Here is a 24,670-nt window from a genome sequence, read left to right on the forward strand (position 1 = left end):
CAGAACGGGCGGTGACCGGCATGCGTGATGCCAACCCACTCGGCGGGAGCGGAGCCGTAGCGCCCGATCCGGCGGACCCGGCCACGGCGGTCGTCGACGACCGGGGAGTCGTGACCGGGTGGAGTGCGGGCGCCGAGCGGCTGCTGGGCTACCCCTGTCAGGAGGCCGTCGGCAGCCCTGTCACTCGTCTGATCGCATCGGACGACGGCACCGGGGACGGCCTCGCGGCCCTGAGCGGGGCCGCGACGACGGCCCTGCTCCGGCACCGGGACGGCCGGCCCGTGGCGGTGCGGGTGCGGGCGTATCCGTCGGTCGACGGAGCGGGCCGCGCCCAGCGGCTTCTGGTGGTGACGCGACCGGAGCCGTCGCCGCCGGAGGAGGTCACGGGCGACGAGGCGTTCGTCCAGTGCCGGCTGCCCGTGATGGTGTACGACGGCTCCCTGCGGGCGGTGCGGGCGAGCGCCGGTGCCGTGCGCGAGCTGGGTCTGTGCGAGGAGCGGATGCGCGGCCAGCGGGTCACCGACATCCTGCCCGCGCACCTGTGCCACCGGGTCGAGGACGGCATGGGCAGGGTCCTGGCGACGGGTGTGCCCGAGGAGCTCCACCTGCGGGGCCGGGCCCGGCCGGACGGCCCCGAGAAGGTCTGGTCCGTCACCGTCTCCCCGCTGGTCACACCGGCGGGGCAGGTGCGGCACGTGGAGGTGTCCGCGCTGGACGTCAGCGAACAGTTCCTGGCGCGGGAACGGCTCACGCTGCTCAACGACGTCAGCGCCCAGCTGGGCAGCACGCTGGACGTGATGCGCACGGCGCAGGAGATGGCGGACGTCACGGTGGACCGGCTCGCCGACTTCGTCACCGTCGACCTGCTCGACTCCCTGTGCCGCGGCGTCGAGCCGAAACAGTCCGCCACGGGCATGGTCCTGCTGCGGCGGGCGGCGCAGCAGTCCGTGCTGCCCGGGACGCCCGAGGCGGTGATCGAGCCGGGAGACGCCGACGCCTACCCCGCGTCCGCGCCCCCTGTCCGCTGCCTGGCCACCGGCCGGCCCTCGCTGCACAACGCCGAGGACGAGGCGATCCGGGACTGGGTGGGGGCCGATCCCGAGCGGGCGGGGGTGGTCCGCAAGTTCCGGATGCACTCGATCATGGTCGTTCCGCTGCGCGCCCGCGGCATCACCCTCGGCGTGGCGGTCCTGGTCCGGCACCGGCGTGCGGAGCCGTTCACCCACGACGACCTGCTGCTGGCCGAGGAGATCGCCGCGCGCACCGCCGTGGCCGTGGACAACGCCCGCCGCTACACCCTCGAACGCGACACCGCGCTGGCCCTGCAGCGCAGCCTCCTGCCGCACCGGCTCGCGGCCCAGGACGCGGTCGAGGTGGCCCATCGCTACCTTCCGGCCCGTACCCGGGCGGGGCTGGGCGGTGACTGGTACGACGTGATCCCGCTCTCGGGCGCCAGGGTGGCGCTGGTGGTGGGCGACGTGGTGGGGCACGGGCTGCGGGCGTCGGCCACCATGGGGCGGCTGCGGACCGCGGTGCGCACGCTGGCCGACGTCGAGCTTCCCCCCGACGAACTGCTCACCCACCTTGACGACCTCGTCTCGCACCTGGCGGCCGAGGAGGACAGCACGGCGGGCCACGAGTCCGACCTCGATCCCTGTACCGATCTCGTCGCCACCTGCCTGTACGTGGTCTACGACCCCATCTCGCGCCGGTGCACGGCCGCCAGCGCGGGGCATCCGCCACCCGCGCTCGTCGGCCCGGACGGCCCGGCGGACTTCCTCGACGTACCGCCCGGGCCGCCGCTGGGCGTGGGAGGGCTGCCCTTCGAGACCGTCGAGCGGGAGCTGCCCGCGGGCAGCCTCCTGGTGCTGTACACCGACGGCCTGGTCCAGAACACCGGGCACGACGTGGGCAGTGGCCTGGCGCGGCTGCGCCGTCTGCTCGACCGGGCCGCCTGCCGACCGCTGGAGGAGCTGTGCGACGACCTGACCCGGAGGCTGCTGCCCCCGCAGCCCGAGGACGACGTCGCCCTGCTCGTCGCCCGCAGCCGGGTGCTGGACGCCGGCCGGGTCGCCACCTGGGACGTGCCCTTCGACCCGGCCCGGGTGACCGACGCCCGCACCCAGGTGCTGGCCCGGCTGGAGGCCTGGCACCTGCCGGAGGCGGCGTTCACCACCGAGCTGGTGGTCAGCGAACTCGTCACCAACGCGATCCGCTACGGGCAGCCGCCCGTCCAGCTGCGGCTGATCCGGGACGCGACGCTGATCTGCGAGGTCTCCGACGCCAGCGGCACCGCCCCGCACCTGCGCCGGGCCCGCACCTATGACGAGGGCGGCCGCGGCCTGCTGCTGGTCGCCCAGCTCGCCTCGCGTTGGGGCACCCGTCACGAGCCGGGCGGCAAGACCATCTGGGCCGAGATCGAACTGGCCGGGCAGGACACGTGACGGCAGGCGGGCAGCAGCGATGCCCGCTCACGCACGAGCCGTACGAGCCGCGCACGCCGGCCGGCGCGGTCCGTGAGTACGTGCGGGGCGGGCCCGAGATAGGGCCTGTCGGCCCTACAGCCCCGAACACGCCAGGAGGAGTATGGACGGATGCCCCCGAACGACGGCTTTCGCGCACTCGACCGCCAGGAGTGCCTTCGCCTGCTCGCCAAGGTGCCGGTCGGTCGGGTGGTCTACACCCAGCAGGCACTGCCCGCGGTCCTTCCGGTCAACTTCGCGCTGGACACGGATGCCTCGGTGCTGCTGTGCACCGCCGCTGGGTCGGATCTGGTCCGTGCGATCGGAGGCGTGGTGGTGGCCTTCGAGGCGGACGAGATCGACGCCGAGAACCGGTCCGGCTGGAGCGTGGTCGTCACCGGACGGGCCGCGGTGGTGAGCGATCCCGCGGAGCGGGCACGGCTGTCGCAGGCCGGCCCCCACTCATGGCTGCCGATCAGCGAACCGGTGTTCGTCCGGATCGAGTCCGAGATGGTCACCGGGCGTGAACTGGGCCTGCCCCACCGCCTCGTGGCCCCGCCGAAGCAACAGCCGGACGGCTGACGCCGGCCCCGGGGCCGGGGGGCGAGACCGCCGGTCGGGCATCCCGACCGGGCCGTGTCACAGCCGCAGCGTGAACCAAATCGTCTTGCCCTCGTCGGTGGGACGCACGCCCCAGGTGTCGGCGAGGGTGCGGACCAGGAACAGGCCGCGGCCCGACTCCTCGTCCCCGGCCGCGATACGGGGCTGGGGCAGGTGCGGGCTGCGGTCGCTGACCTCGACGGTGAGTTCGGTGGCGGTGCGGCACAGGTGCAGACCGATGGGGCCCTCGGCGTGCTGCACGGCGTTGGTGAGGGTCTCGGACAGCAGCAGGAGGGCCTCGTCCACCGGGCCCGTGCAGTCCCAGGAGAGCAGCGCCTTGCTGAGGAACGCACGGCCCTCGGGCACCGACGAGGGGACGGCCAGGAGGTCGGTCGTGACGGCCGCCGGGGGTGCGGCCGGCAGTTGGGCGAGCAGGAGCGTCACATCGTCGTCGTGGCTGTCGGCCTCCGGCAGCAGCCGGGTCAGGACGTGATCGGCGGCGGTCTCCAGACTCGGCGGGGCGGTGAAGAACCCGCCCAGCACCGAGGTGAGTTCGGCGATCCGGAACTCGATGTCGCTGCCGGGCGTCTCGACCAGGCCGTCGGTGTAGAGGATGAGGGTGGCGCCGGGCGGCACGGCCGTCGACGACTGCTCGTAGAGGACGTCCCCCACCCCGAGCGGGGCGTTGACTGGCGCCGGGAGTCTGTCGACGGTGCCGCCGGGGGTGGCCACCAGGGTCGGCAGGTGACCGGCGGAGCAGACGGTCACCGTGCCCGTGTCCGGGGCTATGGTGAGGTAGCAGCAGGTCACCAGCTGGTCCGGCACGTCGAGGTCCTCGACGCAGGTGTCGAGGGCCTGCATCAGCTGCCGGGGCTGCATGCCGGTCTTGGCCAGGGCGTGCGCGGCCGAGCGCAACTGGCCCATCACCGCGGCGGCTTCGAGTCCGCGGCCCATCACGTCCCCGATGAGGACGCCGACCCGGCCCGCGCCCAGCGGTATGAGGTCGAACCAGTCACCGCCCACTCCCGCGCCCTGCGTGGCCGGCCGGTAGCGGCTCGCCGTGGCCAGGCCGGGGATCGCGGGCGGCGTGCCCATGAGGCTGCGCTGAAGGGTGAGCGCGATGTGCCGCTGCTGCTCGTACAGCGCGGTCAGTTCGGCCTCCGCGCGCTTGCGGTCGCTGATGTCCCGCACGATGGCGCACGCCCCGACGACCGTGCCGTCGGTGTCCCGGGTCGGCCAGAGTGTGACGTCCACGTCCAGCAGACCGCCGCCCTTGGTCATCCGGAGCGTCTCGAAGTGCTCGACCTTCTCGCCGTGCAGCAGCCGCTCCAGGAGTGCGCTGATCTCGCCGCGCAGTTCGGGCGGGGACAGCAGCGACACGTGCCGGCCCATGGCCTCCTCGGCCGTGTAGCCGTACAGCCGCTGGGCTGCCGCGTTCCAGTAGGTGATGTAGCCGTCGAGGGTCTTCGCCAGGATCGCGTCCTGGGACGACTCGACGAGCGCGGCGAGTTCGTTGATGCGGGCCTCGGCCGCCTTGCGGTCGCTGACGTCACGGACGGCGGCGGAGACCAGCAGTCCGTCCGCGGTCTCCAGCGGGCTGAGGCTGATCTCGACGGGGAACTCGGTGCCGTCCTTGCGCAGCCCGTGCAGGTCGAGTCCCACGCCCATCGGACGGACCTGGCGGTTGGCGGCGTATCCGCCGCGGTGCACCGTGTGCTGGCCACGGAAACGGTGCGGCATCAGCAACTCGACCGGGCGGTCCAGGAGTTCCTCGCGTCCGTAGCCGAAGAGGGCCTCGGTCTGGGCGTTGACGAGTCGGATGGTTCCGGTGTCGTCCACGATCACCATGGCGTCGGGTGCCGCCTCCAGCAGGCCGCGGAATCTCTCCTCGGCGGCCTTCGGCCCGTCAGCGCCGACAGCCGCGCCACACCGGCAGGCCTCCCGGCCCGCTACGGTCGCCGAACAAGCCAGACCCGACTCGGCAAACGTGTCCATGTCCGCCCCCCTCCCGCCGGTTGCGCCGAATCAGGTCATCTCAGCGCATCAGGACGGGAAACAGGGTGAAATGTCGGTTACTGTCCGCCATGCGTTCGAATCTGTACGTCAACGGCCCGCTGCGGCTCGGTTCGGTGAGAGGACACGGAACCTGGCCGGGAACCGCCCAGAGGGGTCATGGGCTCGGATCCGGTTCGTTGCCGGCCGGCGCGTGCCCCCGTCGCGAGGGCCGCTCGTGGGCAGCGGACGGGGCGCTGCCGTACCCCTCCCGGACCTGGCGGTCGCTGACGCGGAGGGCCAGGAAGCAGGCGCACAGGCACAGGGAGGCCAGGGCGAGGAAGGCGACGCGGTGGGCGAAGGCGCCGCCGGGGCCATCGGCGCCCCCTTCGGCGGCTACCGGCACAGCGGCTTCGGCCGGTCCATGGGCCCCGACTACCTGGAGGACTGGACGCAGGTCAAATGCCTGGTCATCAACGCGGGCTGACCCGCGGCGGCGCCCGCTGCGGCGGTACGGCGCACCGGAGGGGGCCGGGCGCGCGGGAGCCCGCCGGTTCCGACACCGCGGAGAAGGCGGCGCGTCGTGCCCGGCTCGGTCAGCTGGTCCCTGGCGGTTCGGCCCGGCGGGCGCAGGAGGCCACGCGGTCGGCGTGCGCGACGACGAGGTCGCGCAGTTCGCCGGGGCGCTCGATGACGAACGGCCGGTCGAGTGAGGCGAGGAGCGGGGGCAACCAGTCGAGCCGCTCCGCCCGCAGCTCGACGCGCAGCCAGCGCTCGGCCGCCCGGTCCCGGCCCGCCGCGGGCTCGTGCCCGTCTTCGGCCTCCTGAAGGATCGCGACGCCGGCGGGCAGGCGGGCGCGGATCTGCTCGGCCGTCCCGTGGATCCTCAGGGTCACCGCGTGCCGGTAGTCGGCCGTGGCGAACCCTGACAGCAGACGCTGTGCCGGATCGAGGCCCGCGGGCGGTTCGAAGGAGCCGGGCAGGGTCCGCGCGTCCGCGATGCGGTCGAGCCGGAAGGTGCGGTCCTCGCCGATCCCGGCGTCCTTGCCGGTGACGTACCAGCGGCCGGCGTGGGCGACGATCCCGTACGGGTGCAGTGTGCGTTCGCTGCGCCGTGCTTCGCGGTCGGTGTAGCGAACGGCGACGGGCCGGCGGTGGCGCACCGCGTCGGCGACGGTGAGCAGGACGCCGGCGTCCGGGGTGTCGAACTCCCCGGGCCGGTCCGTGAAGGCGAGTGCCTCCAGGAGGGCGTCGAGGCGACGGGCGGTGTGCTTGGGCAGCACCCGCCGGATCTTCGCCGCCGCGGTCTCGCCTGCCGTGAGCTGCGCCGTCGTCAGCCCTGCCCGGCGGCCGGCGATGAGGCCGAGCAGCACGGCCAGCGCCTCGTCGTCGCTGAGCATCAGGGGAGGCAGGCGGTAGCCGGGCGCGAGCCGGTAGCCGCCGTAGCGGCCGCGCACCGATTCCACGGGGATGTCCAGGTCGATCAACTGGTCCACGTACCGCCGCACGGTGCGTCCCTCGACGCCGAGCCGGTCGGCGAGTTCGGCGACGGTCCGGGTGCCGCCCGACTGCAGCAGCTCCAGGAGTGTCAGTACACGGCCGGTGGGTCGGGACATGCGCCCAACCTAACGCAAAATACCGGACCGATTCTGTCCCCTATTTCTCCTAGCCTGCGCAGTGCACGCCTTCAGTACAGCCGCACGGCCAGGGAGCTTCCATGGAATTCGTCTCGATCCGCATCATCACCGGCGACGTGGCACGCCTCGTCGCGTTCTACGAGCGGGCCACCGGGGCGCGGGCGACGTGGGCCACCGAGGACTTCGCCGAGCTTCACACCGCGGGCGCGGTCCTCGCGATCGCGGGCACCCGCACCGTCCCGCTGTTCGCCCCGGGCTCCGCCCGGCCGGCGGACAACCACAGCGTGATCACCGAGTTCCTCGTCGACGACGTGGACCGCGTCCACCGCGACCTGACCGGCGTCGTCACCGACTTCGTCAGCGGACCCACCACGATGCCCTGGGGCAACCGGTCGCTGCTGCTCCGCGACCCCGACGGCAACCTCGTCAACTTCTTCACCCCCGTCACCCCGGCGGCCGTCGAGAAGTTCGCACGTCGGCACCCCGCACGGCCGCTCGTCCGGGAGCCCTGAGCCGGCGTCGTCACAGGGATGCCAGCCAGGCCGCCGTGTCATCGGGGTGGCCGAAGCGGAGGGTGTCGAGCGGAGCGAAGCGGGGATCGCGGACACGGCGCTCGACCTCGGTACGGCGGGATCCGTGGTGCGACCAGGCCCACCAGGCCGGGTGTTCGCGGCTCAGCCAGCCCGTCCAGGTTTCCCTGTTGCCGCCGAAGAGGACCTCGCGGGTGACGGTGCGCCGCAGGGACCGGTACAGAACGCGGGGCATGACGACGCGTCTGGGATAGTCCAGCCAGATCACGGTGTCGGCCCGGTCCCACAGCAGGTCACGGACTTCCGGATAGCCGAGCGAGTCGATGATCCAGCGCGGCCCGGCGGTCAGCCGTGACACGTCCTCGGTCAGCTTGTCATTGACGGCCCAGCCGGGGCCGTTGAAGTACAGCGCGTCCATCTCGTGGTACGGCAGGCTCAGACGGCTGCTCAAGGTCCTGGCGAGCGTGGATTTGCCCGCACCGGTGACTCCCACCGCCAAGATCCTTTCCATGGGTGCACCCTATCCCGCCGTTGGGCGGGGGCCGCCTGTCCTGCCGAGCAGGACCGCACAGGCCCCGGCGCTGAGCAGTCCGCCGGCGAGGAAGGTGCCCCGTACGCCGGCGAGCGAGAGGATCAGTCCGCCGAGCGCGGCGCCCGCCGCGATGCCGGCGTTGTAGGAGCCGGAGTTCGCCGCGAGCGCGAGGTCGGTGCGGCCCGGGGCGCAGTGCAGCATCTCGTTCTGCGCGGTCATGAACACCGGCCCGAGCGCACCGCCCATGAGCACCAGGGACACCACCGCCCCCGCCGGATTCCCGCCGGCCGTGTACAGGCCGAGCATGCCCACCGCCTGCGTGGCCACGGCGGCGGGCAGCGCGGAGTACGGGAAGCGGTCGAGGAACGCCCCGGTGACGCTCACCCCGGCCAGGCCGGCGGCACCGAACACCACGAACAGGAGGTCGGTCGTACCCGTGGCGAAGCCGCTGACCTCGCCCAGGAACCGCACGAGGTACGTGAACCCGGCGAACGCCCCCGTCGCGGAGAGCGTCCCGGCCGTCAGCACCGTCCTGAACCGGCGGACGTCGGGCCTGGTCGCGTAGGCGGCGGGCTCGTCCTGCGGCCGCGAGGTCGGCAGCAGCGCGGCGATGGTCAGCAGCGAGAGCAGGCCCGAGGCCGCGAGTACGGCGACGGGCACCCGCCAGTCGCTCTGCCGGCCCAGCCACGCCCCGGCGGGCACACCCAGCACGAGGGCGAGCGAACCCGCGACGGACAGCGCCCCGACCACGCGTCCGCGCACCCGGGGCGCGAACAGGCCCACCGCGACCGGCCCCGTCACGGCCCAGAACAGCGCCTGGGCGAGCGCGGTCAGCAGCCTCGCCCCGAGCAGCGGCCAGTAGGAGGTCGCCAGCGCCGCGACCAGGCTGGACACGACGAGCGCGGCCAGCAGCGCCGTGAGGACGTGCCGCCGGGGCACGGCCCGCACGACGTGCGCGATCGGCACCGAGGCGACGGCGACCGTCAGGCCGTAGCCGGTGACCAGGAGACCGACCGCCGACAGCGACACCCGAAGGCTCGCGGAGATGAGTTCCAGAAGGCCGACCGGGAGGTTCTCGGCGGTATTGAAGGTGAAGGCGGCCAGCATCAGGGCCCCGAGCACCGCCGACCGCTGCCATGCGGCCGGTTGCCGCGTGGTCGCACGGGTTCGTCCCGGCCCTGCCCGTCGCACCTGTTCCGTGCCGCCGTCCATGGATACACCTCACCGGGCTCGCCAGCCCGCGGCAACCGAATTCCGCCACGCGCCGCCGGGCCACCGCGCGCGGCCTTTCGCCGGGCTGGCGTGTCCGAGTCGAACGTGGACGGCCAACGCCGACCCGGGTTCGGTCGGCTCCTCGAACTCCTTCGCCGGGCCGGCGACTTCGTCGGCGTCGAGAAACCCCCGTGCGCGCCGTTCCCCTGAGTACGGCTACTCATGCCGCCCCGCGTCGGGGCGGGGACGATGGGCCGTGTCGGCGTGCGGACAGGAGACGGAGACCGGGGCATGGGGAGATTTCTCGCAGCGGTGGCGGCCGTCGTGACGGCGGCCGCGGCGTTGGTTCTCGCGTACGCGGCGGGGGCACCGACCGCCGTGGTGTTCGCCGTGGGGGCGGGTGTGCTGAGCCTGCTGTGGCTACTGCTCCTGCTCACCCTGCCCTGGAACCTGTACTTCCGGGCACATGCGGTGCTCGCCGAGATCGCGGTCAGCCGGGAGAAGGGCATCCAGGTCCCGGCGGCCCGGGACGCCGAGGCCGCGCGCATCGCCCGCGCCATGCTCCGGACGGCGGTCGCGGGGCACGTCCTGACGGCGGCGGTCGTCGTCGCCGTCACCTGGGCGACGGGCGAGTTCACGGGGTACTGGTGCGCCGCGTTCTTCCTGCTGAGCACCTTCTTCCGACCGGCCGGCGCGTACTTCGGCCAGCTCCGCAGGCGCCTGGGCACTCTCCTGAAGGACGTCACGTATCCGCGGGACGACGTCGTCGAAGTGCAGGCCCGGCTGAACCGCGCCGAGGCCGGGACGCGGGTCCTGGAGGAGAAGGCGGAGGAACAGTACCGGGCCCTCGCCGAACTGCGCCGCACCGTGGACGCGCTGACCATGAGCACCTACGAGCGGGCGGAGGAGGCGGACCGCAGGATCACGGCGCTGGGCAGGCAGTTCGAGTCCACGGTGAACCAACTCACCGACAACCAGGAGATCATCGCGGGCGTCAAGGCGTTCCTGCGGCTGCTGCGCTCCACCGACGCGGCCGACGGAACCCCGGCCGCCGGGTGACCGACCGGCCGGCCCCGCACGCACTGTCCAGGGTCGGGACATGTATGCCGGGTACGCCAGGCTGCGGGAGGCCGGGCCCGTGCACCGGGCCGCCGGCACCGACGGGCCGCCGGCCGGCTGGTGACGCGGTACCAGGACGTGCGCCAGGCCCTGGTCGCCCCGCGGCTCACCCGCAAGCGTGCCGAGCCCGCCGACGACCTGCTCTCCGCGGTGATCGCCGTACGGGACGAGGAAGACCGGCAAAGCGAGGACGAGTTGATGTCGCTGACCTTCCTGATCCTGTTCGCCGGGTACGAGAACACCGCCCACCTGATCGGCAACGCAGCTCTGGTGCTGCTGAGCAGGACCCGGTCGCCCGGACGCGGACACGCCGCGGCCCCTCGGGTGGCGCCGCGCGGGCGTCTCCGAGGGGCTGCGCTTCGGCGTGACGTGCCGCCGGGTGCGGCCGTCAGGTGCTGCGCCGGCGGGCCGGTGCGCGGGAGGCGGACTTGGGCTCCCGGTGCAGCGGCTTCGGCGGTGCGGTGTTCCTGGTGTCGAGCACCTCGTCGGCGTCACCGGTGCGGGGCACCCGGTCGCCCTCCTCGGCGGCCAGTATCCGGTCGCCGTACAGGTCCTGGAGCCAGTTGGTCTGGTAGATGGTGTCGAGGTAGCGCTCGCCGAGGTCCGGCGCGATGGCGACCGCGGTGAGGTCACCGGCGTCCTGCCGGGACAGCCAGTCCGTCGCCCCGCTGACCACGGTCCCGGTGGAGCCGCCGAACAGGAAGCCGTGCCGGGCCATGCGATGGCACATCCGTATGGTGTCCGGCTCCTCCACCTGGATCACCTCGTCGACGAGTGACTCGTCGAGCAGCGGCGGGCGCATGCTCATGCCGAGGCCCGGGATCATCCGGCGGCCCGGTTCGCCGCCGAACGCCACCGAGCCCGCCGCGTCCACGGCCACGATCCGCACCGGCCGGTGCCACTCGCGGAAGTAGCGGGCGCAGCCCATCAGGGTTCCGGTGGTGCCCGCGCCGACGAACAGGACGTCCACTTCGGGGAACCGGCGGGCGATCTCCGGGGCGGTCGTGCGGTAGTGCGCCGTCCAGTTGCCCGCGTTGGTGTACTGGCTGAGCCAGACGTACCGGTCGTCCGACGCGCACAGCGAGCGGACGTACTCGATCCGGGTGCCCAGGAACCCGCCGTTGGAGTCCTGGTCGGCCACGATGTGCACCTCGCTGCCGAGCGCCTCCATCAGGAGCCTGGTCGACAGGTTGCAACGGGAGTCCGTCACACACAGGAACCGGTAACCCTTGCTCGCGGCGATCATGCTGAGCGCGACGCCGAGGTTGCCGGAGGAGGACTCGACGAGGACGGAGTCCGCTTTCAGGATTCCGTCCCGCTCGGCGTTCTCCACCATCTCGTTCGCGGCCTTCAGCTTGATGGAACCGGCGAAGTTGAAGGCCTCGCACTTCAGGTAGAGCGGGTGTCCGCAGATCGACTCCAGGTCGACGAAGAGATCGCCCTCGTTGAAGGCGTGGGGAGCGGAGATGACAGGCACGGCGGGCCTCCTGGTGCCGGGCCGAGGACGACGGCCTCAGCCGTAGCGGCGCAGTTCGTGGAAGAAGTCATCGATGAGACAGAGGTCCCCGGCCCGGGACACCTCGTCGTAGACGTACTTGCCGACGGCGAGGTCGAGGACGCCGAGTCCGAAGGGCGAGAAGATCACCGGGCGGTCGGCCGGCGGAGCGGCCCGTCCGCACATGACGTCGCCGAGGGTTCCGTTCAGGAAGTCACGGCTGCCGGTGAGCTGTTCGACCAGATGGGGTGAGGTGTCGGCCTGCAGGCAGTGGTCGATGTCGTCGACGAAGTTGGCCGCGCCCAGCAGGATCTCCGGGGCGAGGTCGCGCAGGGACACGTGCAGGACCAGCGGGTTGTGGGTGAACAGGGCCGGGTCCGTGACGTGGGGCCGGCCGGCGATGGTGGCGAAGACCACGAGGTCGCTGTCGCGGACCAGGTCCTCGGCACGCTCGTGGACGGTGATCCGCGCGCCCGTGCCGGTCTGTTCCAGGTAGCCGCGGAATCCGCCGGCGCTGTCGGCGGACAGGTCGTGCACACCGATCTCGTCGAAGTCCCATCCGGTGCCCGCCAGGAAGGTGTGGAGGTAGCGGGCGATCAGGCCGGTGCCGAAGAACCCGACCCGGGTGGGGCGGGTGCGGCCGCGGCTGAGCCAGTCGGCGGCCAGGGCGGCGGAGGCCGCGGTCCTGGTGGCGCTGATGATCGAACTCTCCAGGCAGGCGAACGGGTAGCCGGTGTCGTGGTCGTTGAGGACCAGCACCGCGGAGGCCCGCGGCAGCCCGGCGGTCACGTTCTCCGGGAAGCTGGAGATCCACTTCAGGCCGTCCACCTGGACCGTCCCGCCGAGGGAGGCCGGCAGCGCGATGATCCGCGAGGTCGGCCGGTCGGCGAAGCGCAGGAAGTACGACGGCGGGTTGACCGAGTCTCCGGCGTCGTGCAGCCGGTAGACGGACTCGATCAGCTCCACGAGTTCCTTCTCGCGGCCGCTCAGGGCGCGCTTGACCCGCTCACCGGTGATCACCGCGAAGGTCGGCGCGGCCGGCCTCCCGGGTACGGCCGCCCGGGCGGCCGACGACAGCACATCGGTCATCGCTCGCTCGCCTCCAGGGCCGGGCAGTCCTCGGCGGGCCGGACGGGTTCGCCCAGGCCGACGAGCACCTGCCGCTCTCCGCTGAACGCCTCTCTGCTGTGCGCGGTGCGGATGTTGTCCACGAGCAGCAGGTCACCCGCCTGCCACGGCTCGCGCCGGGTGTGCGCGTCGTAGGTGCTGTTGATCAGCTGGACGACGTCCTCGGCGATCGGGGTGCCGTCGCCGTGGCGGGTGTTGAAGGGCAGTCCGTCGGCGCCGTAGACGTCCACCAGGTACTCGCGCACCTCGGGGGCGAGGGTCCACTCGTTGAGGAAGGCGATCTGGTTGAACCAGCAGCGCCTGCCGGTGACCGGGTGCCGGACGACGGCGTTGCGGCGCTGTTCGGTGCGCAGGGTGCCGTCGGGCTGCCAGGTGAAGTCGATGGCGTTGGCCCGGCAGTAGCGCTCGATCTCGGCGCGGTCGCCGGTGCCGAAGGACTCGGTGAGACCGGCGCCGATCTCGTCGTTGTAGCTGCGGGTCAGGATCCAGCCCTCCCGCTCGAACCGGTCGACGAGTCCGGCGGGCAGTGCCCGCAGCATCTCCTCGGCGTCGGCGACCGCCGTCGCGCCGCCCTGTCCGGGCGGGGTGAGGCAGGCGAACAGCATCAGGCCCGGCACCTGGAGCGCGTAGCTCAGCTCGTGGTGCATGCACATGGGCTGGTTGGCCGGCCAGGGCGTGGACGCGTACACACCGGGCCGGTGCGTCTCACGGGGGGCGAAGGCCTCCCGTTCCGTCATGAGTTCCCCGGCCAGGTGCTTGAAGACGGCACCAGCCTGGCCGGGGTCGCTCAGTCCGAGACCGCGGACGACCAGTGCCCCGTCCTCGGCGACCTGCGCGCGCAGCGCCTCGCGGTGCTCGGCCGCCCACTTCGGGGGGTCGTCGGGCGGATCGACGCGCAGCAGTGCCGGCTTGTCCGGCCGCCGCTCCACGTCGAGCGGTGATGCCAGGGAGGAGAACGGCATCTCGGGTTCCTTTCGGTCGACCGCCTGGTGTGACGGATCAGGAGGAGGCGAGGGGGAGGACGGTGGTCAGGACGGCCTGCGCGGCCTCGGCCGGGCGGGTCCGCAGGAAGTGGTGTCCGCCGTCCGCGAGTTCGAGCAGTTCGACGCGGTCGGCCAGGAGCAGCCAGTCCCGGTGGTGCCGGGCGTGGCCGGCGGTGTGCGGGTCGTCGGCGGCGACGACCACCGAGAGGGGGGCGGACAGCTTGGCGGGCGGCGGGGCTTCGAGGGCCGCGCCGAAGTAGCGGTGGGCCTCGGCGCAGTCGTGCCGGTAGGCGGCGGCGATGTGCGCGGCGTGCCGCGGGTTCAGTTCGGCGAGTTCGGGATAAGCGCCGTCCGCGGCCAGGCGCGCCGCGATCTCGGCGTCGCTCAGGTGCGTCAGTTCGGCGACACCGGCGTGCCGTCCGGCGGCGGTGCCGAGCAGTTGGGCGCCGAGGAAGAGCCGCTCCACGGGTACGCCGCGCCGCTGGAGCCGGCGCGCCGTCTCGACGGCCGGGGCGGCTCCCGAGGAGTGGCCCCACAGCATGACCCGGGTCAGTCCGCGTGCCGTGATCTCGGCGGCGACCCGTTCGGCCACCTCCTCGACGGGCGCGAACGGTTCGGGGGACGCGGCCAGGTTGTGGCCGGGCGGGTCCACGGCGAGGACCGCGAGGCCGCTGCCGGCCAGGGCGCTCGCCATCGGCTGGTAGTTGACCGCGTTGCCGCCCGCGTACGGGAAGCACACCAGGGCGCACTCGGCCGTGCCGTTCCCGTCCGCCAGGGTCAGCAGCAGCTCCGGGCGCTGCCGGGCCGGGGCGTCGAGGAGGGCGGCCAGGTCGGCGAGGACGGGGTGCCGGGTGATGTCCTTCAGGGACACCGCGCGGTCGAGGGCGAGGCTGAGCTTGACCGCGGTCAGGGAGGTGCCGCCGGAGTCGAAGAAGTGGTCGGTGCGGCCGATCTCCTCCTCGGGCACCCCGAGCAGGCCGGCCCAGGCGGCGGCCAGTCTCCGCTCGGTCGCGGTGAGCTGGTCCGTGGCCGTACGGTGTGCGTCACCGTGCGGCGTGCTCTCGGCCAGCCTGGTCAGGGCCTTCTTGTCGATCTTGCCGTTGGCGGTCAGCGGCAGGCTGTCCTGCCGGTGGAAGGCCGCGGGGACCATGTAGGCGGGCAGCGCCGCGCCGAGCTCCTCGCGCAGGGCCTCGGGGCGCTGCCGGCTGCCGGAGTAGAAGGCGACGAGCTGCTTGCCGCCGCCGGACCGCTCGGCGACGACCACCGCGCAGTCCCGGACGCCGGCCACCCGCAGCAGGCCGTTCTCGATCTCGCCGATCTCGATCCGGAAGCCGCGGATCTTGACCTGGCTGTCCCGGCGGCCGAGGAACTCCAGCTTGCCGCCGGGGTGCCAGCGCCCCCAGTCGCCGCCCAGGTAGAGCCGCTCGCCGGGCCGGTACGGGTCGGTGCGGTACGCCTCCCGGGTGCGCTCGGGATCGTTGACGTATCCGCGGCCCACGCACACGCCGGAGAAGGCGATCAGTCCGGGGGCGCCCAGCGGGACCAGCGACAGGTGCTCGTCGACGACGTACACGCGGACGTTGCCGACGGCCCGGCCGAGCAGCACCCGCTCGGGGACCTCCCGCAGCAGCTCGTGGTTGGTGTCGTCCGACGTCTCCGTCAGACCGTAGGCGTTGAGCAGCCCGATGTCCGGCTGGACCGCGAACCAGCGCTGGACCAGCTCCCGTTTGAGTGCCTCGCCGGTCACCGACACGCACCGCAGGTCCGGCAGGGTGCGCGGGTGCTGCTCCAGGCAGGAGACGACGACCTCCAGGTACGACGGCACCAGCTGGACCACGCCGACCCGGGCGCGCTCCAGGGTGTCGATGAACCGGGCCACGTCCGTGATCACGTCCTGCTCGACGAGCAGGGTCCGTCCGCCCGTCAGGAGCGGGGCGACGAGCTGCCACAGGGAGATGTCGAAGCACTGCGGCGCGGTCTGCGCCACCACGGTCCCCTCGCCGATCGCCAGGTCGTCGATCTTGGCGTGGAGGTGGTTGAGCATGCCCGCGTGCTCGCACATCGCCCCCTTGGGCTCGCCGGTGGAGCCGGAGGTGAAGTAGATGTAGGCGAGCTGGCCGGGGTCGACACGGATCCCGGGGTCGTCGTCGGCGTGCGGTTCGGCGTACGCCGTGTCGAACGGCAGCTTCTCGACGCCCGGCAGGGCGGCCAGCGCCCGGTCCAGGGTGCCGGTGCTGCCGGGTTCGGTCAGGGCCAGCCGGCATCCGGCCCGGGACAGGGTGGCCTCGATGCGGCCGGCCGGGAAGTGCGGTTCGATCGGCAGGTACACACCGCCCGCCTTGAACACCGCCAGCACCGCCGCCAGCCAGTCGAGGGTTCGCTCGGTGACGACGGCGACCACGTCCTCCCGGCCCAGGCCTCTGGCCAGCAGGGCGCGTGCCAGCCTGTTGGCGCGCCGGTTGAGTTCGTCGTACGTCCACTCCCGCGTGCCGTGCACGGCGGCCACGGCCTGCGGATGCGCCCGTACCCGCTGCTCGAACAGTTCGTGAGCGCGGGCGTCCGGCAGCGGGCGGTGCGGCCCGGCCAGGTCTTCCAGCTGCTCGCGGTGTTCCTCGGCCGACAGCAGACTCTGCCGGCCGTGGTCGGCGTCCGGGTCCGCCGTCATCAGCCGCAGCGCGGTCAGGTGGTAGCCGCCGATGCGGGCGGCCGCCTCGCCGTCCAGGACGTCCGTGCGGTACCGCAGGCGCAGGGTCAGCCGGCCGTCCCGGTCGGAAAAGCGCACGTGCAGGACGCCCTCGTCGGCGTGGGTCTCGTCGGCGTGGGTCTCGTCGGCTCCGAGGGAGCCCCAGACGACCTCGTACGGCGGCTCCGTCAGGCCGAGTTCGCGCCGCAGCTCGGTCACCGGGTGGTCCCGGTGGGCCAGCACCTCCGCCTCGGCGTGCCCGGCGGCCGCCAGCAGCGCCGCCCAGCTTCCCGCGGGGACGGACACCCGGCACGGCAGCGGCTCGCCGCCCGCACCGGTCGCGTGACCCGTGACCACCTCCGGCTCACCGCAGAGCGCGGACAGCACCTTGAGGTGGGCGGCCAGCAGCACCGCGCCGGCCGACAGGCCCCGCTGCCAGGCCAGTTCCCGCACCGCCCGCGCCACGTCGTCCGGCACCGGTGTCTCGTGCCCGGCCGTTCCCGGCACCGGTACCCGGACCCACCGGGGCACGGCGGTGGCACCGCCGGCGGTCAGTGTCCGGGTCCAGAAGTCCCGGTCCGTCTCCACGCGCGTTCCCATCGAATGGCCTTCCTCAACTCGCGGTCGCCGTGGCGGCGTCGGCTGCTGCTGGGGTGATCCGGCCGACGCCCGCGAACCGGCTGCCGTCCGGTACGTCCACCGCGGGATTGCCTCCCCAGCGGGCGTCGGCGGGGACTTCCTCGCCCTTCATGAGGAAGGAGTCGGGCGCCAGCACGGAGCCGTCGCCCATGGTCACGCCGTAGTGCACATGGGCACCGACGCCCAGGGTGCAGCCACGGCCGAGCGTGGTGACGTCGGACTTGAAGGTGCCGTCCTCCTGCGAGTGGCACTGGATCTTGCTGCCGGCGTTGAGGGTGCAGTCGTCGCCAATGGTGGCGAGGGTCCGCTCGGTCAGGTAGCAGCCGTCGTCGAACACCCTGCGGCCGATGCGTACTCCCAGCAGCCGCCAGACCAGGCTCTTGAACGGGGTCCCGTTGAAGATCTCGAGGAAGTGGTCCGGCACCTTCCACAGGCGTTCGTGCCACCAGAAGTACGGGTCGTAGATGGAGCAGAGCCGGGGGCGCAGCGGGCGGAACCTCGCGAGGCAGCGCTCCAGCAGGATGAAGTAGGCGGTGGAGAAGGCGAGGGTGAGCGCCAGGTAGCCGGCGATCACCATGTGTCCGGCCACTCCGTACAGGTCCACCGAGGCGAGTCCGAACAGGGTGAGCGCGAAGGTGTGCAGCCAGCGCACGCCCAGCATGAGTGCCATGGAGCGGAGGTTGTAGCGGTTCTTCGCGGCCAGCCGGCGGTGGAAGGTGTCGCCCGTCCGAAGGTGGTCGAAGCGGGTGTCGCGGTCCACCGAGCGGGGGATCTCGAAGCACGGTGAGCCGAGGAGCCCGACGCCTTCGCGGATCTCGCCGTCGAGGGGAACCATCACCTTGGTCGCGAGCAGGCAGTTCTCGCCGGTCCTGCCGCCGGCCGGATAGGCGATGTTGTTGCCCAGGAAGTTGTGCGCGCCGATCGAGGCCCGGGACAGCCGGAAGGACGTGCTGGAGAAGTCGGCGTTGAGGACGGAGAGGCCGTCGGCCACCATCGTTCCGCTGCCGACGGTGACCAGCAGCGGTGTCTCGTGCTGCACCTCGCTGCCGAAGTTCGACCCGGTCTGCTCCACCTGTGACAGGTCGTAGCCGATGCCGCGGAGGTAACCGACGATGTAGGAGCTGTCGCCGAAGAGCCAGGCGAAGAACTTGACGTTCGTCATGCGGGCCGTGGCCCGGTGCAGCGCGTAGTGGAGTCCGTAGAGCGGATAGACCCTGTCGGGCCTGACCACGAGGCCCACCAGGCGCGGCAGGGTGCACAGGGCCGCCAGCCCGAGGACGACGAACCCGAAGAACAGCGCGAGGGAGAGCAGCAGCGCGTCGGGCAGCAGTTGCGACCAGCCGAGCGCGACCGTCGTGGGGTCGAGTCGCTTGCCGATCGCCGGTACCTCGGTGAACAGCATGTAGACGCCGCCGATGACCAGCGGGATGTACAGGAAGATCAGCTGAAGCAGCGTGCCGAGGCCGAACCAGGCACGGCGCAGGGTGCCGCAGCTCGCCGGGGCGACCCGGATGTACTCGGTCCCGGTGGGTTCCGCCGGTGAGCCGTGCCAGTGCTCGCCGTCCGGGACCGCCTGGCCGCGGTGCAGGGCGGAGGCGTGGCCGAGCTGGGCACCGCGGCCCAGCGAGGTGTCGATGTCCAGGACGGTCTTCTCGCCGACGAAGGCGTTCGCGCCGATGGTGACGCGGCCGGTCTGGATGTGTCCGGCGTAGGCCCGGTAGCAGAGGAAGAAGGAGTCCTTGCGGATCACCGTGCCCTCGCCGATCGTCAGGAGGTCGGTGCAGACGGGGACGGAGTGGGACAGGATCGTGACGCCCTTGCCGATGCGCGCGCCGAGGGCCCGCAGGTACAGCACGTACAGCGGGGTCCCGGTGAGGAAGACCATCGGGTTCGCGTGCAGCAGCACCTTGACGAGCCAGAAGCGCAGGTACGTCGGGCCCCAGACGGGGAACTCGCGGGGGCGCCAGCGTCCGACGAGCACCCACTTCGCGGCGACGGGGAACGCGCACAGCGCCACGAACACGCCGCTTCCGAAGAGCAGCGACCGCAGATAGACGTCGGCCAGTCCCTTGCCGGTGGCGATCCACTCGTATCCCGCGGCGGTGACGTATCCGGAGGCCAGGGAGGAGACGAGGAAGACCAGCAGCTGGAAGGTCCCGCAGAGCAGATGGCTGTGCCGGTTCACGCGCCTGTTCGGCGGCGGCGCCGGCGCGGGCGGCTGCGGGCTGTGCGCCAGAGCGGCGGGCGCGGTCTCTTCGAGGGCCGCCGCCAGGCTCTGGATCGTGGGGTGCCGGTAGACGTCCCGCATGGACGGCGAGGGAAGACCGGCCGTCTTGCGTATTCGTGCGCAGAACTGGGCCATGACCAGGGAGTTGGCGCCGAGGTCGGCGAAGAAGTGGGCGTCGACCGGGACACTCTCGGCTTCGAGGAGGCCGGCCAGCGCCTGCGCGAGTCTGCGCTCGGTCTCCGGCCCACCGGGGCCGGTGCCGGTCAGGGTGACAGCGGGTTCATCCGGCTCCGACACGACCTCGGAGGACTGTTCCACCATGCGATCTCCTGGAGCGTGGATGTTCCTGATCACGAACCGGCGGATTCAGTTTGTCCGGATAAGAGCACTACCTGCCACTTGTCCCGAGGTCTTGGCCGAGTGCCCGTCATGAGCCGTCAGGCCAGCATTCCCTTGGTTTCACGCCAGGAAGAGGAGCACACGAAGTCACCCGAACGGCGGCCCCCCGGCCGGCAGCCCGCACCGCGGTCCCGGCACCGGAGCGGCGCCCCACCGCGGGCGGCCGGACCGACCTTCACGGCCCCGCCCGACGTTCACGGCCGGACCGACCTTCACGAGCGCGACCCACGCTCACGGCCCGACCAGCCTTCACGAACCCGCCCGACGTTCGCGGCCCGACCGGCCTTCACGAACCCGACCCACGCTCACGGCCCTGCCGGCCTCCGCAAGCCCGCCCGACGTTCGCGGCCCGACCAGCCTTGACGAACCCGACCCGACCGACACTCGCGGCCCGACCGACCTTCACGGCTCGTCCGGACCGCGTGGCCCGAAGCGGGCCCTCTTCACCGGCTCGCCCGGTCTTCGCGGCTCGCCGGCCCCCCAGGGGCGAGCACGCGACGGTGTCACGGAACGGGCAGGCGGAATCTCGTCACCGCATCCGGTGCGGCGGCCGTACACGGATCCGGCCCGCGCCGACGGGAGTCCGCACCGGCGGCGCGGGGACGCGGATCCTCAGGGCACCTCAGGCGTCGGCGCCGGCCGCCGCCGCGGCGGTCTCGTACGCCGCCATGCCGACGAAGCGGCGCACTGCCTCCACGGGCATGTCGAGCCCCTCGGATGCGGCACGCTCGTCGCCGAACACCTGTACTGCTTCGGCGACGGCCACCGCCAGTTCGGCTTCCGCCTTGCGGACCTTGACCTCGGCCTTGTCCACCATGTCGGCCACCGCCAGCTGACGGCGCTGCTTCTCCTGGAGTCGCTGCTTGCGAGAAAGTGTCTTGTCAGAGTTCTGCACAGTCACGACCAAGATCATATGCAGTTCCGCGCACCCGCGTGAAATCAGCAACTCCCCCTCTCCGAAGCCCTGTTCACAACCCGTCGAGGCACCGGAGTCAGGCCGTGAGCATCGCCCACACCGCGTGGCCGCTGGTGAGCCTCGACCGGTCGACGCCCCAGGAGTCGGCGAGCTGCTCGACGAGCAGCAGCCCCCGGCCCCCCTCGTCGTCGGGGCCGGGCTCGCGCCGGGGCAGGTCGCGTCCGGAGTAGTCGTGGTCATGGACCTCGAGCCGCAGACATCCGTCGGCGACCAGTCCCATGCCGCACAGGATCCGCACGCTCAGCGTGTGGATGACGGCGTTGGTGGCCAGCTCGGACACGAGCAGCACCGCGTCCTCGCACACCTCGCGGGAGAATCCCCACTCACCGAGCCGGGCTCTCACCGAGCGGCGGGCGACCCTGACGCTGGAGCGGTGCGAGGGCAGCTCGATCCAGTGCGCCCGGTCGGGCGTGACAACGTCTAACAGGTCGCGGGGGGAGGTCGCGTGGGGGGACACGATGACTGCCTTCCGTAATGCGGGCGCGGCGAAGAGCCGGGCAGAGCGGCGGAGCAGAACAGGCACGGCGCAGCAACGGCCGCACGGAGAGCGTGTCATCGCCCGCGATGGTGGCCGCGACTTACTCAAGTAATCATGCGCGCATGCGAGTTCAGGCTGCAACCGACTCCCTGATAATTTCAGAATGCCGGTATCGGTATGGTCGCTTCAACAACTGCCTGTCACACTCGTCCGGGTGACAGACCCTCAGGAGGTTGGGCGTGAGCGAAGGACGTTCGAACGCGGGCGGCACCAGTGCGCCCACCGTTCTCCGCATGATCCTGGGCCGCAGGCTCCAGGAGCGGCGTCAGGACGCGGGCGTGTCCCTGGAGGACGCGGCGCGGGCGCTTCGGGTCACCCCCCTGACCATTCGCCGGCTGGAGAAGGCCGAGGTGACGCTCAAGCCGCTCTATGTGGACAAGCTGCTTGAGACCTACGGCGCCGACCGGCAGGAGCGTGACGAGTTCGTCGCCTTCGCCGAGCGCGCCAACGAGCCCGGCTGGTGGCACACGTACCGGGATGTGCTGCCCAGCTGGTTCAGCGCCTATGTGAGCCTGGAGACCGGCGCGACCACCCTGCGCACGTACGAGCCGCACTACGTCACGGGGCTGCTGCAGACCCAGCAGTACGCGCGCTCCGTGCTCAGCGGCGGTTTCCCGAACGACAGCGACGAGGACCTGGAGCGGCGGGTGAACCTGCGGCTGCGCCGTCAGGTCCTGCTGGAGCGCTCCGACGCCCCGACGCTGTGGGTGGTGATGGAGGAGGCCGTCCTGCACCGGGTGGTCGGCGGGCCCGAGGTGATGCGGGAGCAGATCGAACGGCTGCTGGAGATCTCGGAGCTGGCGCACGTCAGCGTCGACGTCGTCCCGTTCACCGCCGGTGCCCATGTGGGCGCGTGCGCCCCGTTCACCTACTTCCGGTTCGCGGAGCCCGAGCTGCCGGACGTCGTCTACACCGAGATCCTCTCCGGCGCGATGTACCTGGACCAGCGCTCCGACGTGGTGGCCCACCTGGAGGCGCACAACCGCATGTCCCTGCTCACTTCCGACGCGCAGAGCAGGGGGCTCCTGAACCGCATGCGCAAGGAGTACTCATGACCACCTTCGACGAAGGAGTACTCATGACCACCTTCGACGGCAGCGTCCACGACGTGTACAACGGCATGCCCGCATCGGACCTGGGGGAACAGGGCTGGGAATCGCCCTGGAGCGGCCCCAACGGCGGTCAGTGCGTGCAGACGAAACAGCTCGCCGACGGCCGGATCGCGCTGCGCCAGTCGACGGATCCGGCCGGTCCCGCGTTGATCTACACCCCGGAAGAGATCACCGCGTTCGTCACCGGGGTCAAGCGGGGCCTCGCGGACCACCTCACGACTGGCTGACCCCTCCCCCACGCTCCTCCTCTGAAAGGTTCAGGATGACCAACTCCCCCATAGCCCGGGACATCGACACCAGCAGGCCCCACTCCGCCCGCATGTACGACTACTACCTGGGCGGCAAGGACCACTTCGAGGTGGACACACAGGCCGCCGAGACCGTGGCGTCCGCCTACCCGGGCATCTTCGTGTGCGCGCGGGAGAACCGCGCCTTCATGCACCGGGCCACCCGCGTTCTCGCCCGCGAGCACGGCATCAGGCAGTGGCTGGACATCGGCACCGGCATCCCCACCGAGCCGAACCTGCACCAGGTGGCCCAGTCCGTGGTCCCCGAGGCCCGGGTGGTGTACGCCGACAACGACCCGCTGGTGCTCAAGTACGCCGAGCGTCTCATGCGCAGCACGGCACAGGGCCGTACCACCTACATCGAGGCGGACGTCAACGACCCGCAGGCCCTGCTGGACGCCCCCGAGCTCGCGGAGGTCCTGGACCTCGGCCGGCCGGTGGCACTGTCGCTGAACGCCCTGATGCACTTCGTGACGGACGCGCAGGACCCGTACGGCATCGTCAGCCGGCTGCTCGACGTGCTTCCCTCGGGCAGCGCGCTCGCCCTGAGCCACTGCACGCCCGACTTCGACCCGGGCACCTGGCAGAAGGTCACCGACATCTACAACAGCGCCGGGACCCCGGTGCAGTTCCGCTCGCGGGCGGACGTGGCACGGTTCTTCGACGGGCTGGAACTGCTCGACCCCGGCGTGTCCGTGGGCCACCGCTGGCGCCCGGACGAGGAGCCGACCGCCACCGACGCCGAGGTCAGCCTGTGGACCGGGGTGGGCATCAAGCCGTGACGGCCGCGGTGAGGGGGGTCCGCCTCTGGGCTGTCGTACCGCGCGGGGAATCGGCGGTACGACAGCCCGGGGGTCAGCCGATGTGGTAGCTGTCGCCGTACACCTTCCAGTCCAGCGGGGTGTTCAGGCACAGGTTGCCCTTTTTCAGGAAGACCCGCTGCTCGGTGTCGACCCTGGTGGTGTCGCTGTGGGCCTCCTCCTGCTTCATGGCCCACACGCGGGCGTCGAGGAAGGCGTTGAGGTACGTCACCTCGTTGCCGCCCTGCGCCGGGGGCTTGGCCTTGCCGAGGGCGCGCTTGCGTATGTTGCGGAAGCTGGTGGGGTCGTCGCCGTCACCGTGCATGACGATGGCGTCGTAGTACGTGAACTGCCCCAGCGTGCCCAGCCCGTCCGTCTTGCCCTGCTGGACGGCCGGGTTGAAGTACACGCGGTCGCGTTCGTCGTTCTGGGCCTGCTGGAAGGCGGTGTCCTGGGCGGCCTTGCGCCAGTCGGCGGGGAAGTTCGGGTCGAGGCCGCTGTGCGAGTCGGTGCCGTTGACCTGCCGCAGGGCGGGAAGGTACTTGGCGAGCACGTTGCCGGGCTTGCGGTCGGTGTAGAGCTGGACGAGGTCGAGCATGTCGCCGGTGCCGGAGCAGAAGCCGATGATCCCGGCGGTGTAGCCGCGGCCGTCGCCGATGTCCTCGATGTACTTGTACTGCGCCTTCCAGTCGAGCGAGGAGTTCTCCGCGCTCGACACCAGCTTCATGGCGATCTCCTTCTTCGCCGGGTCGTCGAGGCCCGCACAGCTCGCGGCGGTCGCGGCGGCGGAGGCGTGCGCCGGGCGCAGCAGTACGGCTCCGGCGCCGACGGCGGACGCGCCGAGCAGGGCGAGCAGGGTGCGGCGGGAGGTCAGGACCGGGTTCGTGGTGGTGTCGTTCGGGTTCCGCACAGGGACTCCAGTGGGGGGTTGGGATCAGTCATCGATAGGAAGGTTTCCTATCAGTAGATGGGACTGATGTGTACCCGTCACACAGAAAGTTCGTAGGGTCGAACAACTCCGCCGGTGCGGTCCGGGTCGTCCGACGCGGGTCAGCCGGTGGCCGTCCAGGCCTTCGGGCCGATGCCGCGCCACTCGATCAGCTCGGGGTCGTCGACCGTCGTACTGGCCTCGGGCAGGCCCGCGCGACGCAGGAACTCGACGATGTCGAGCAGGTGGTACGCGATGCCGACGTACTCCCCGCGGATGGTGACCCGTCGGCCGCCGTCGGGGCCCGGCGGCTGCACGATCACAGGCGCGCCTTCCATAAGGACCGCATGCCCCCGAGCGGCGCGGATCATGCGGCGGACCGGGCCCGCTT

General features: G+C 71.9%; 21 protein-coding genes and 1 pseudogene. 9 read left to right on the forward strand and 13 right to left on the reverse strand.

The window, feature by feature from the left end:
• The first annotated feature begins 20 nt into the window (after nucleotides 1-20).
• Both AB0P24_RS17965 and AB0P24_RS17970 read left to right on the forward strand, forming a co-directional pair.
• Nucleotides 21-2,444: a SpoIIE family protein phosphatase gene (locus AB0P24_RS17965; protein WP_365794983.1), complete on the forward strand. Its 2,424-nt coding sequence runs from the start codon at nucleotides 21-23 to the stop codon at nucleotides 2,442-2,444.
• 150 nt (nucleotides 2,445-2,594) lie between these two features.
• Entirely contained in the window at nucleotides 2,595-3,044 is a 450-nt protein-coding gene (locus AB0P24_RS17970; protein WP_365794985.1) for a pyridoxamine 5'-phosphate oxidase family protein, read from the forward strand.
• Nucleotides 3,045-3,101: 57 nt separating this feature from the next.
• On the opposite strand, the gene AB0P24_RS17975 is transcribed toward AB0P24_RS17970, so the two are convergent.
• A complete protein-coding gene (locus AB0P24_RS17975; RefSeq protein WP_365794987.1) occupies nucleotides 3,102-5,057 on the reverse strand; it encodes a PAS domain S-box protein in 1,956 nt (651 codons plus the stop codon).
• A gap of 235 nt (nucleotides 5,058-5,292) precedes the next feature.
• On the opposite strand from AB0P24_RS17975, the gene AB0P24_RS17980 reads away from it, so the two are divergent.
• Nucleotides 5,293-5,541: an aldehyde dehydrogenase family protein gene (locus AB0P24_RS17980; RefSeq protein ID WP_365794989.1), complete on the forward strand. Its 249-nt coding sequence runs from the start codon at nucleotides 5,293-5,295 to the stop codon at nucleotides 5,539-5,541.
• A gap of 109 nt (nucleotides 5,542-5,650) precedes the next feature.
• Here the strand turns inward: AB0P24_RS17980 and AB0P24_RS17985 are convergent, their stop codons facing one another.
• The gene (locus AB0P24_RS17985; RefSeq protein WP_365794991.1) at nucleotides 5,651-6,670 is read right to left on the reverse strand and encodes a YafY family protein; all 1,020 of its coding nucleotides are present in this window, start codon (nucleotides 6,668-6,670) and stop codon (nucleotides 5,651-5,653) included.
• 101 nt (nucleotides 6,671-6,771) lie between these two features.
• Between AB0P24_RS17985 and AB0P24_RS17990 the strand changes: the two genes are divergently transcribed.
• Nucleotides 6,772-7,203, forward strand: coding sequence for a VOC family protein (locus AB0P24_RS17990; RefSeq protein ID WP_365794993.1), 432 nt, complete (start codon nucleotides 6,772-6,774; stop codon nucleotides 7,201-7,203).
• Nucleotides 7,204-7,213: 10 nt separating this feature from the next.
• Here the strand turns inward: AB0P24_RS17990 and AB0P24_RS17995 are convergent, their stop codons facing one another.
• Together AB0P24_RS17995 and AB0P24_RS18000 are read right to left on the reverse strand one after the other, a co-directional pair.
• Complete coding sequence (locus tag AB0P24_RS17995; protein ID WP_365794995.1) at nucleotides 7,214-7,732, reverse strand: adenylate kinase; 519 nt, start codon at nucleotides 7,730-7,732, stop codon at nucleotides 7,214-7,216.
• 9 nt (nucleotides 7,733-7,741) lie between these two features.
• Nucleotides 7,742-8,860, reverse strand: a complete 1,119-nt coding sequence (locus AB0P24_RS18000; RefSeq protein WP_365795209.1) for an MFS transporter — start codon at nucleotides 8,858-8,860, stop codon at nucleotides 7,742-7,744.
• A 396-nt stretch (nucleotides 8,861-9,256) separates the two neighbouring features.
• Here AB0P24_RS18000 and AB0P24_RS18005 point away from each other — a divergent pair, with 396 nt between their 5' ends.
• Together AB0P24_RS18005 and AB0P24_RS18010 are read left to right on the forward strand one after the other, a co-directional pair.
• A complete protein-coding gene (locus AB0P24_RS18005) occupies nucleotides 9,257-10,024 on the forward strand; it encodes a hypothetical protein (protein WP_365794997.1) in 768 nt (255 codons plus the stop codon).
• A gap of 174 nt (nucleotides 10,025-10,198) precedes the next feature.
• Nucleotides 10,199-10,363 (forward strand): annotated as a pseudogene (locus AB0P24_RS18010) (cytochrome P450); the annotation flags it as partial.
• A gap of 109 nt (nucleotides 10,364-10,472) precedes the next feature.
• Here AB0P24_RS18010 and sbnA read toward each other — a convergent pair.
• From sbnA to AB0P24_RS18045, 7 genes are all read right to left on the reverse strand, one after another.
• Nucleotides 10,473-11,561, reverse strand: coding sequence for a 2,3-diaminopropionate biosynthesis protein SbnA (gene sbnA / locus AB0P24_RS18015; protein ID WP_365794999.1), 1,089 nt, complete (start codon nucleotides 11,559-11,561; stop codon nucleotides 10,473-10,475).
• A gap of 36 nt (nucleotides 11,562-11,597) precedes the next feature.
• Entirely contained in the window at nucleotides 11,598-12,668 is a 1,071-nt protein-coding gene (gene sbnB / locus AB0P24_RS18020; protein ID WP_365795001.1) for a 2,3-diaminopropionate biosynthesis protein SbnB, read from the reverse strand.
• Complete coding sequence (locus AB0P24_RS18025; RefSeq protein WP_365795003.1) at nucleotides 12,665-13,669, reverse strand: TauD/TfdA family dioxygenase; 1,005 nt, start codon at nucleotides 13,667-13,669, stop codon at nucleotides 12,665-12,667. Before AB0P24_RS18025 ends, sbnB begins: the two co-directional genes overlap by 4 nt.
• A 37-nt stretch (nucleotides 13,670-13,706) precedes the next feature.
• Nucleotides 13,707-16,973 carry an amino acid adenylation domain-containing protein gene (locus tag AB0P24_RS18030; RefSeq protein ID WP_365795005.1) on the reverse strand — a complete coding sequence of 1,089 codons (3,267 nt, stop codon included), beginning with the start codon at nucleotides 16,971-16,973 and terminating at the stop codon, nucleotides 13,707-13,709.
• A gap of 13 nt (nucleotides 16,974-16,986) precedes the next feature.
• Nucleotides 16,987-19,560 (reverse strand): Pls/PosA family non-ribosomal peptide synthetase, encoded by a 2,574-nt coding sequence (locus AB0P24_RS18035; protein ID WP_365795007.1) that lies wholly within the window; start codon nucleotides 19,558-19,560, stop codon nucleotides 16,987-16,989.
• Nucleotides 19,561-20,260: 700 nt separating this feature from the next.
• Nucleotides 20,261-20,539 carry a hypothetical protein gene (locus tag AB0P24_RS18040; protein ID WP_365795009.1) on the reverse strand — a complete coding sequence of 93 codons (279 nt, stop codon included), beginning with the start codon at nucleotides 20,537-20,539 and terminating at the stop codon, nucleotides 20,261-20,263.
• Between the two features lie 91 nt (nucleotides 20,540-20,630).
• On the reverse strand, nucleotides 20,631-21,071 hold the full coding sequence (locus AB0P24_RS18045) for an ATP-binding protein (RefSeq protein ID WP_365795011.1): 441 nt from the start codon (nucleotides 21,069-21,071) through the stop codon (nucleotides 20,631-20,633).
• Between the two features lie 260 nt (nucleotides 21,072-21,331).
• Between AB0P24_RS18045 and AB0P24_RS18050 the strand changes: the two genes are divergently transcribed.
• Genes AB0P24_RS18050 through AB0P24_RS18060 form a run of 3 tightly spaced genes read left to right on the forward strand, consistent with a single transcriptional unit; the run spans nucleotide 21,332 to nucleotide 23,333 of the window.
• Entirely contained in the window at nucleotides 21,332-22,207 is an 876-nt protein-coding gene (locus tag AB0P24_RS18050) for a helix-turn-helix transcriptional regulator (protein ID WP_365795013.1), read from the forward strand.
• 23 nt (nucleotides 22,208-22,230) lie between these two features.
• Nucleotides 22,231-22,491 carry a DUF397 domain-containing protein gene (locus AB0P24_RS18055; RefSeq protein ID WP_365795211.1) on the forward strand — a complete coding sequence of 87 codons (261 nt, stop codon included), beginning with the start codon at nucleotides 22,231-22,233 and terminating at the stop codon, nucleotides 22,489-22,491.
• A gap of 35 nt (nucleotides 22,492-22,526) precedes the next feature.
• The gene (locus AB0P24_RS18060) at nucleotides 22,527-23,333 is read left to right on the forward strand and encodes an SAM-dependent methyltransferase (protein WP_365795015.1); all 807 of its coding nucleotides are present in this window, start codon (nucleotides 22,527-22,529) and stop codon (nucleotides 23,331-23,333) included.
• A 73-nt stretch (nucleotides 23,334-23,406) separates the two neighbouring features.
• Here AB0P24_RS18060 and AB0P24_RS18065 read toward each other — a convergent pair whose 3' ends face one another.
• Together AB0P24_RS18065 and AB0P24_RS18070 are read right to left on the reverse strand one after the other, a co-directional pair.
• Entirely contained in the window at nucleotides 23,407-24,261 is an 855-nt protein-coding gene (locus AB0P24_RS18065) for a chitosanase (RefSeq protein WP_365795017.1), read from the reverse strand.
• Between the two features lie 140 nt (nucleotides 24,262-24,401).
• Entirely contained in the window at nucleotides 24,402-24,617 is a 216-nt protein-coding gene (locus AB0P24_RS18070) for a hypothetical protein (RefSeq protein WP_293995971.1), read from the reverse strand.
• Nucleotides 24,618-24,670: the final 53 nt, after the last annotated feature.

Origin of the sequence: Streptomyces sp. NPDC086519, assembly GCF_040686075.1 — a bacterium.
GTDB classification, from domain to species: Bacteria; Actinomycetota; Actinomycetes; order Streptomycetales; family Streptomycetaceae; genus Streptomyces; species Streptomyces shenzhenensis.

Bases quoted from the DNA above. Each gene is read 5' to 3' on its own strand.
- AB0P24_RS17965 (WP_365794983.1), top strand. From the start codon at position 21: ATGCGTGATGCCAACCCACTCGGCGGGAGCGGAGCCGTAGCGCCCGAT.
- AB0P24_RS17970 (WP_365794985.1), top strand. From the start codon at position 2,595: ATGCCCCCGAACGACGGCTTTCGCGCACTCGACCGCCAGGAGTGCCTT.
- AB0P24_RS17975 (WP_365794987.1), bottom strand. From the start codon at position 5,057: ATGGACACGTTTGCCGAGTCGGGTCTGGCTTGTTCGGCGACCGTAGCG.
- AB0P24_RS17985 (WP_365794991.1), bottom strand. From the start codon at position 6,670: ATGTCCCGACCCACCGGCCGTGTACTGACACTCCTGGAGCTGCTGCAG.
- AB0P24_RS17990 (WP_365794993.1), top strand. From the start codon at position 6,772: ATGGAATTCGTCTCGATCCGCATCATCACCGGCGACGTGGCACGCCTC.
- AB0P24_RS17995 (WP_365794995.1), bottom strand. From the start codon at position 7,732: ATGGAAAGGATCTTGGCGGTGGGAGTCACCGGTGCGGGCAAATCCACG.
- AB0P24_RS18000 (WP_365795209.1), bottom strand. From the start codon at position 8,860: ATGCTGGCCGCCTTCACCTTCAATACCGCCGAGAACCTCCCGGTCGGC.
- AB0P24_RS18005 (WP_365794997.1), top strand. From the start codon at position 9,257: ATGGGGAGATTTCTCGCAGCGGTGGCGGCCGTCGTGACGGCGGCCGCG.
- sbnB (WP_365795001.1), bottom strand. From the start codon at position 12,668: ATGACCGATGTGCTGTCGTCGGCCGCCCGGGCGGCCGTACCCGGGAGG.
- AB0P24_RS18025 (WP_365795003.1), bottom strand. From the start codon at position 13,669: ATGCCGTTCTCCTCCCTGGCATCACCGCTCGACGTGGAGCGGCGGCCG.
- AB0P24_RS18030 (WP_365795005.1), bottom strand. From the start codon at position 16,973: ATGGGAACGCGCGTGGAGACGGACCGGGACTTCTGGACCCGGACACTG.
- AB0P24_RS18035 (WP_365795007.1), bottom strand. From the start codon at position 19,560: ATGGTGGAACAGTCCTCCGAGGTCGTGTCGGAGCCGGATGAACCCGCT.
- AB0P24_RS18055 (WP_365795211.1), top strand. From the start codon at position 22,231: ATGACCACCTTCGACGGCAGCGTCCACGACGTGTACAACGGCATGCCC.
- AB0P24_RS18060 (WP_365795015.1), top strand. From the start codon at position 22,527: ATGACCAACTCCCCCATAGCCCGGGACATCGACACCAGCAGGCCCCAC.
- AB0P24_RS18070 (WP_293995971.1), bottom strand. From the start codon at position 24,617: ATGGAAGGCGCGCCTGTGATCGTGCAGCCGCCGGGCCCCGACGGCGGC.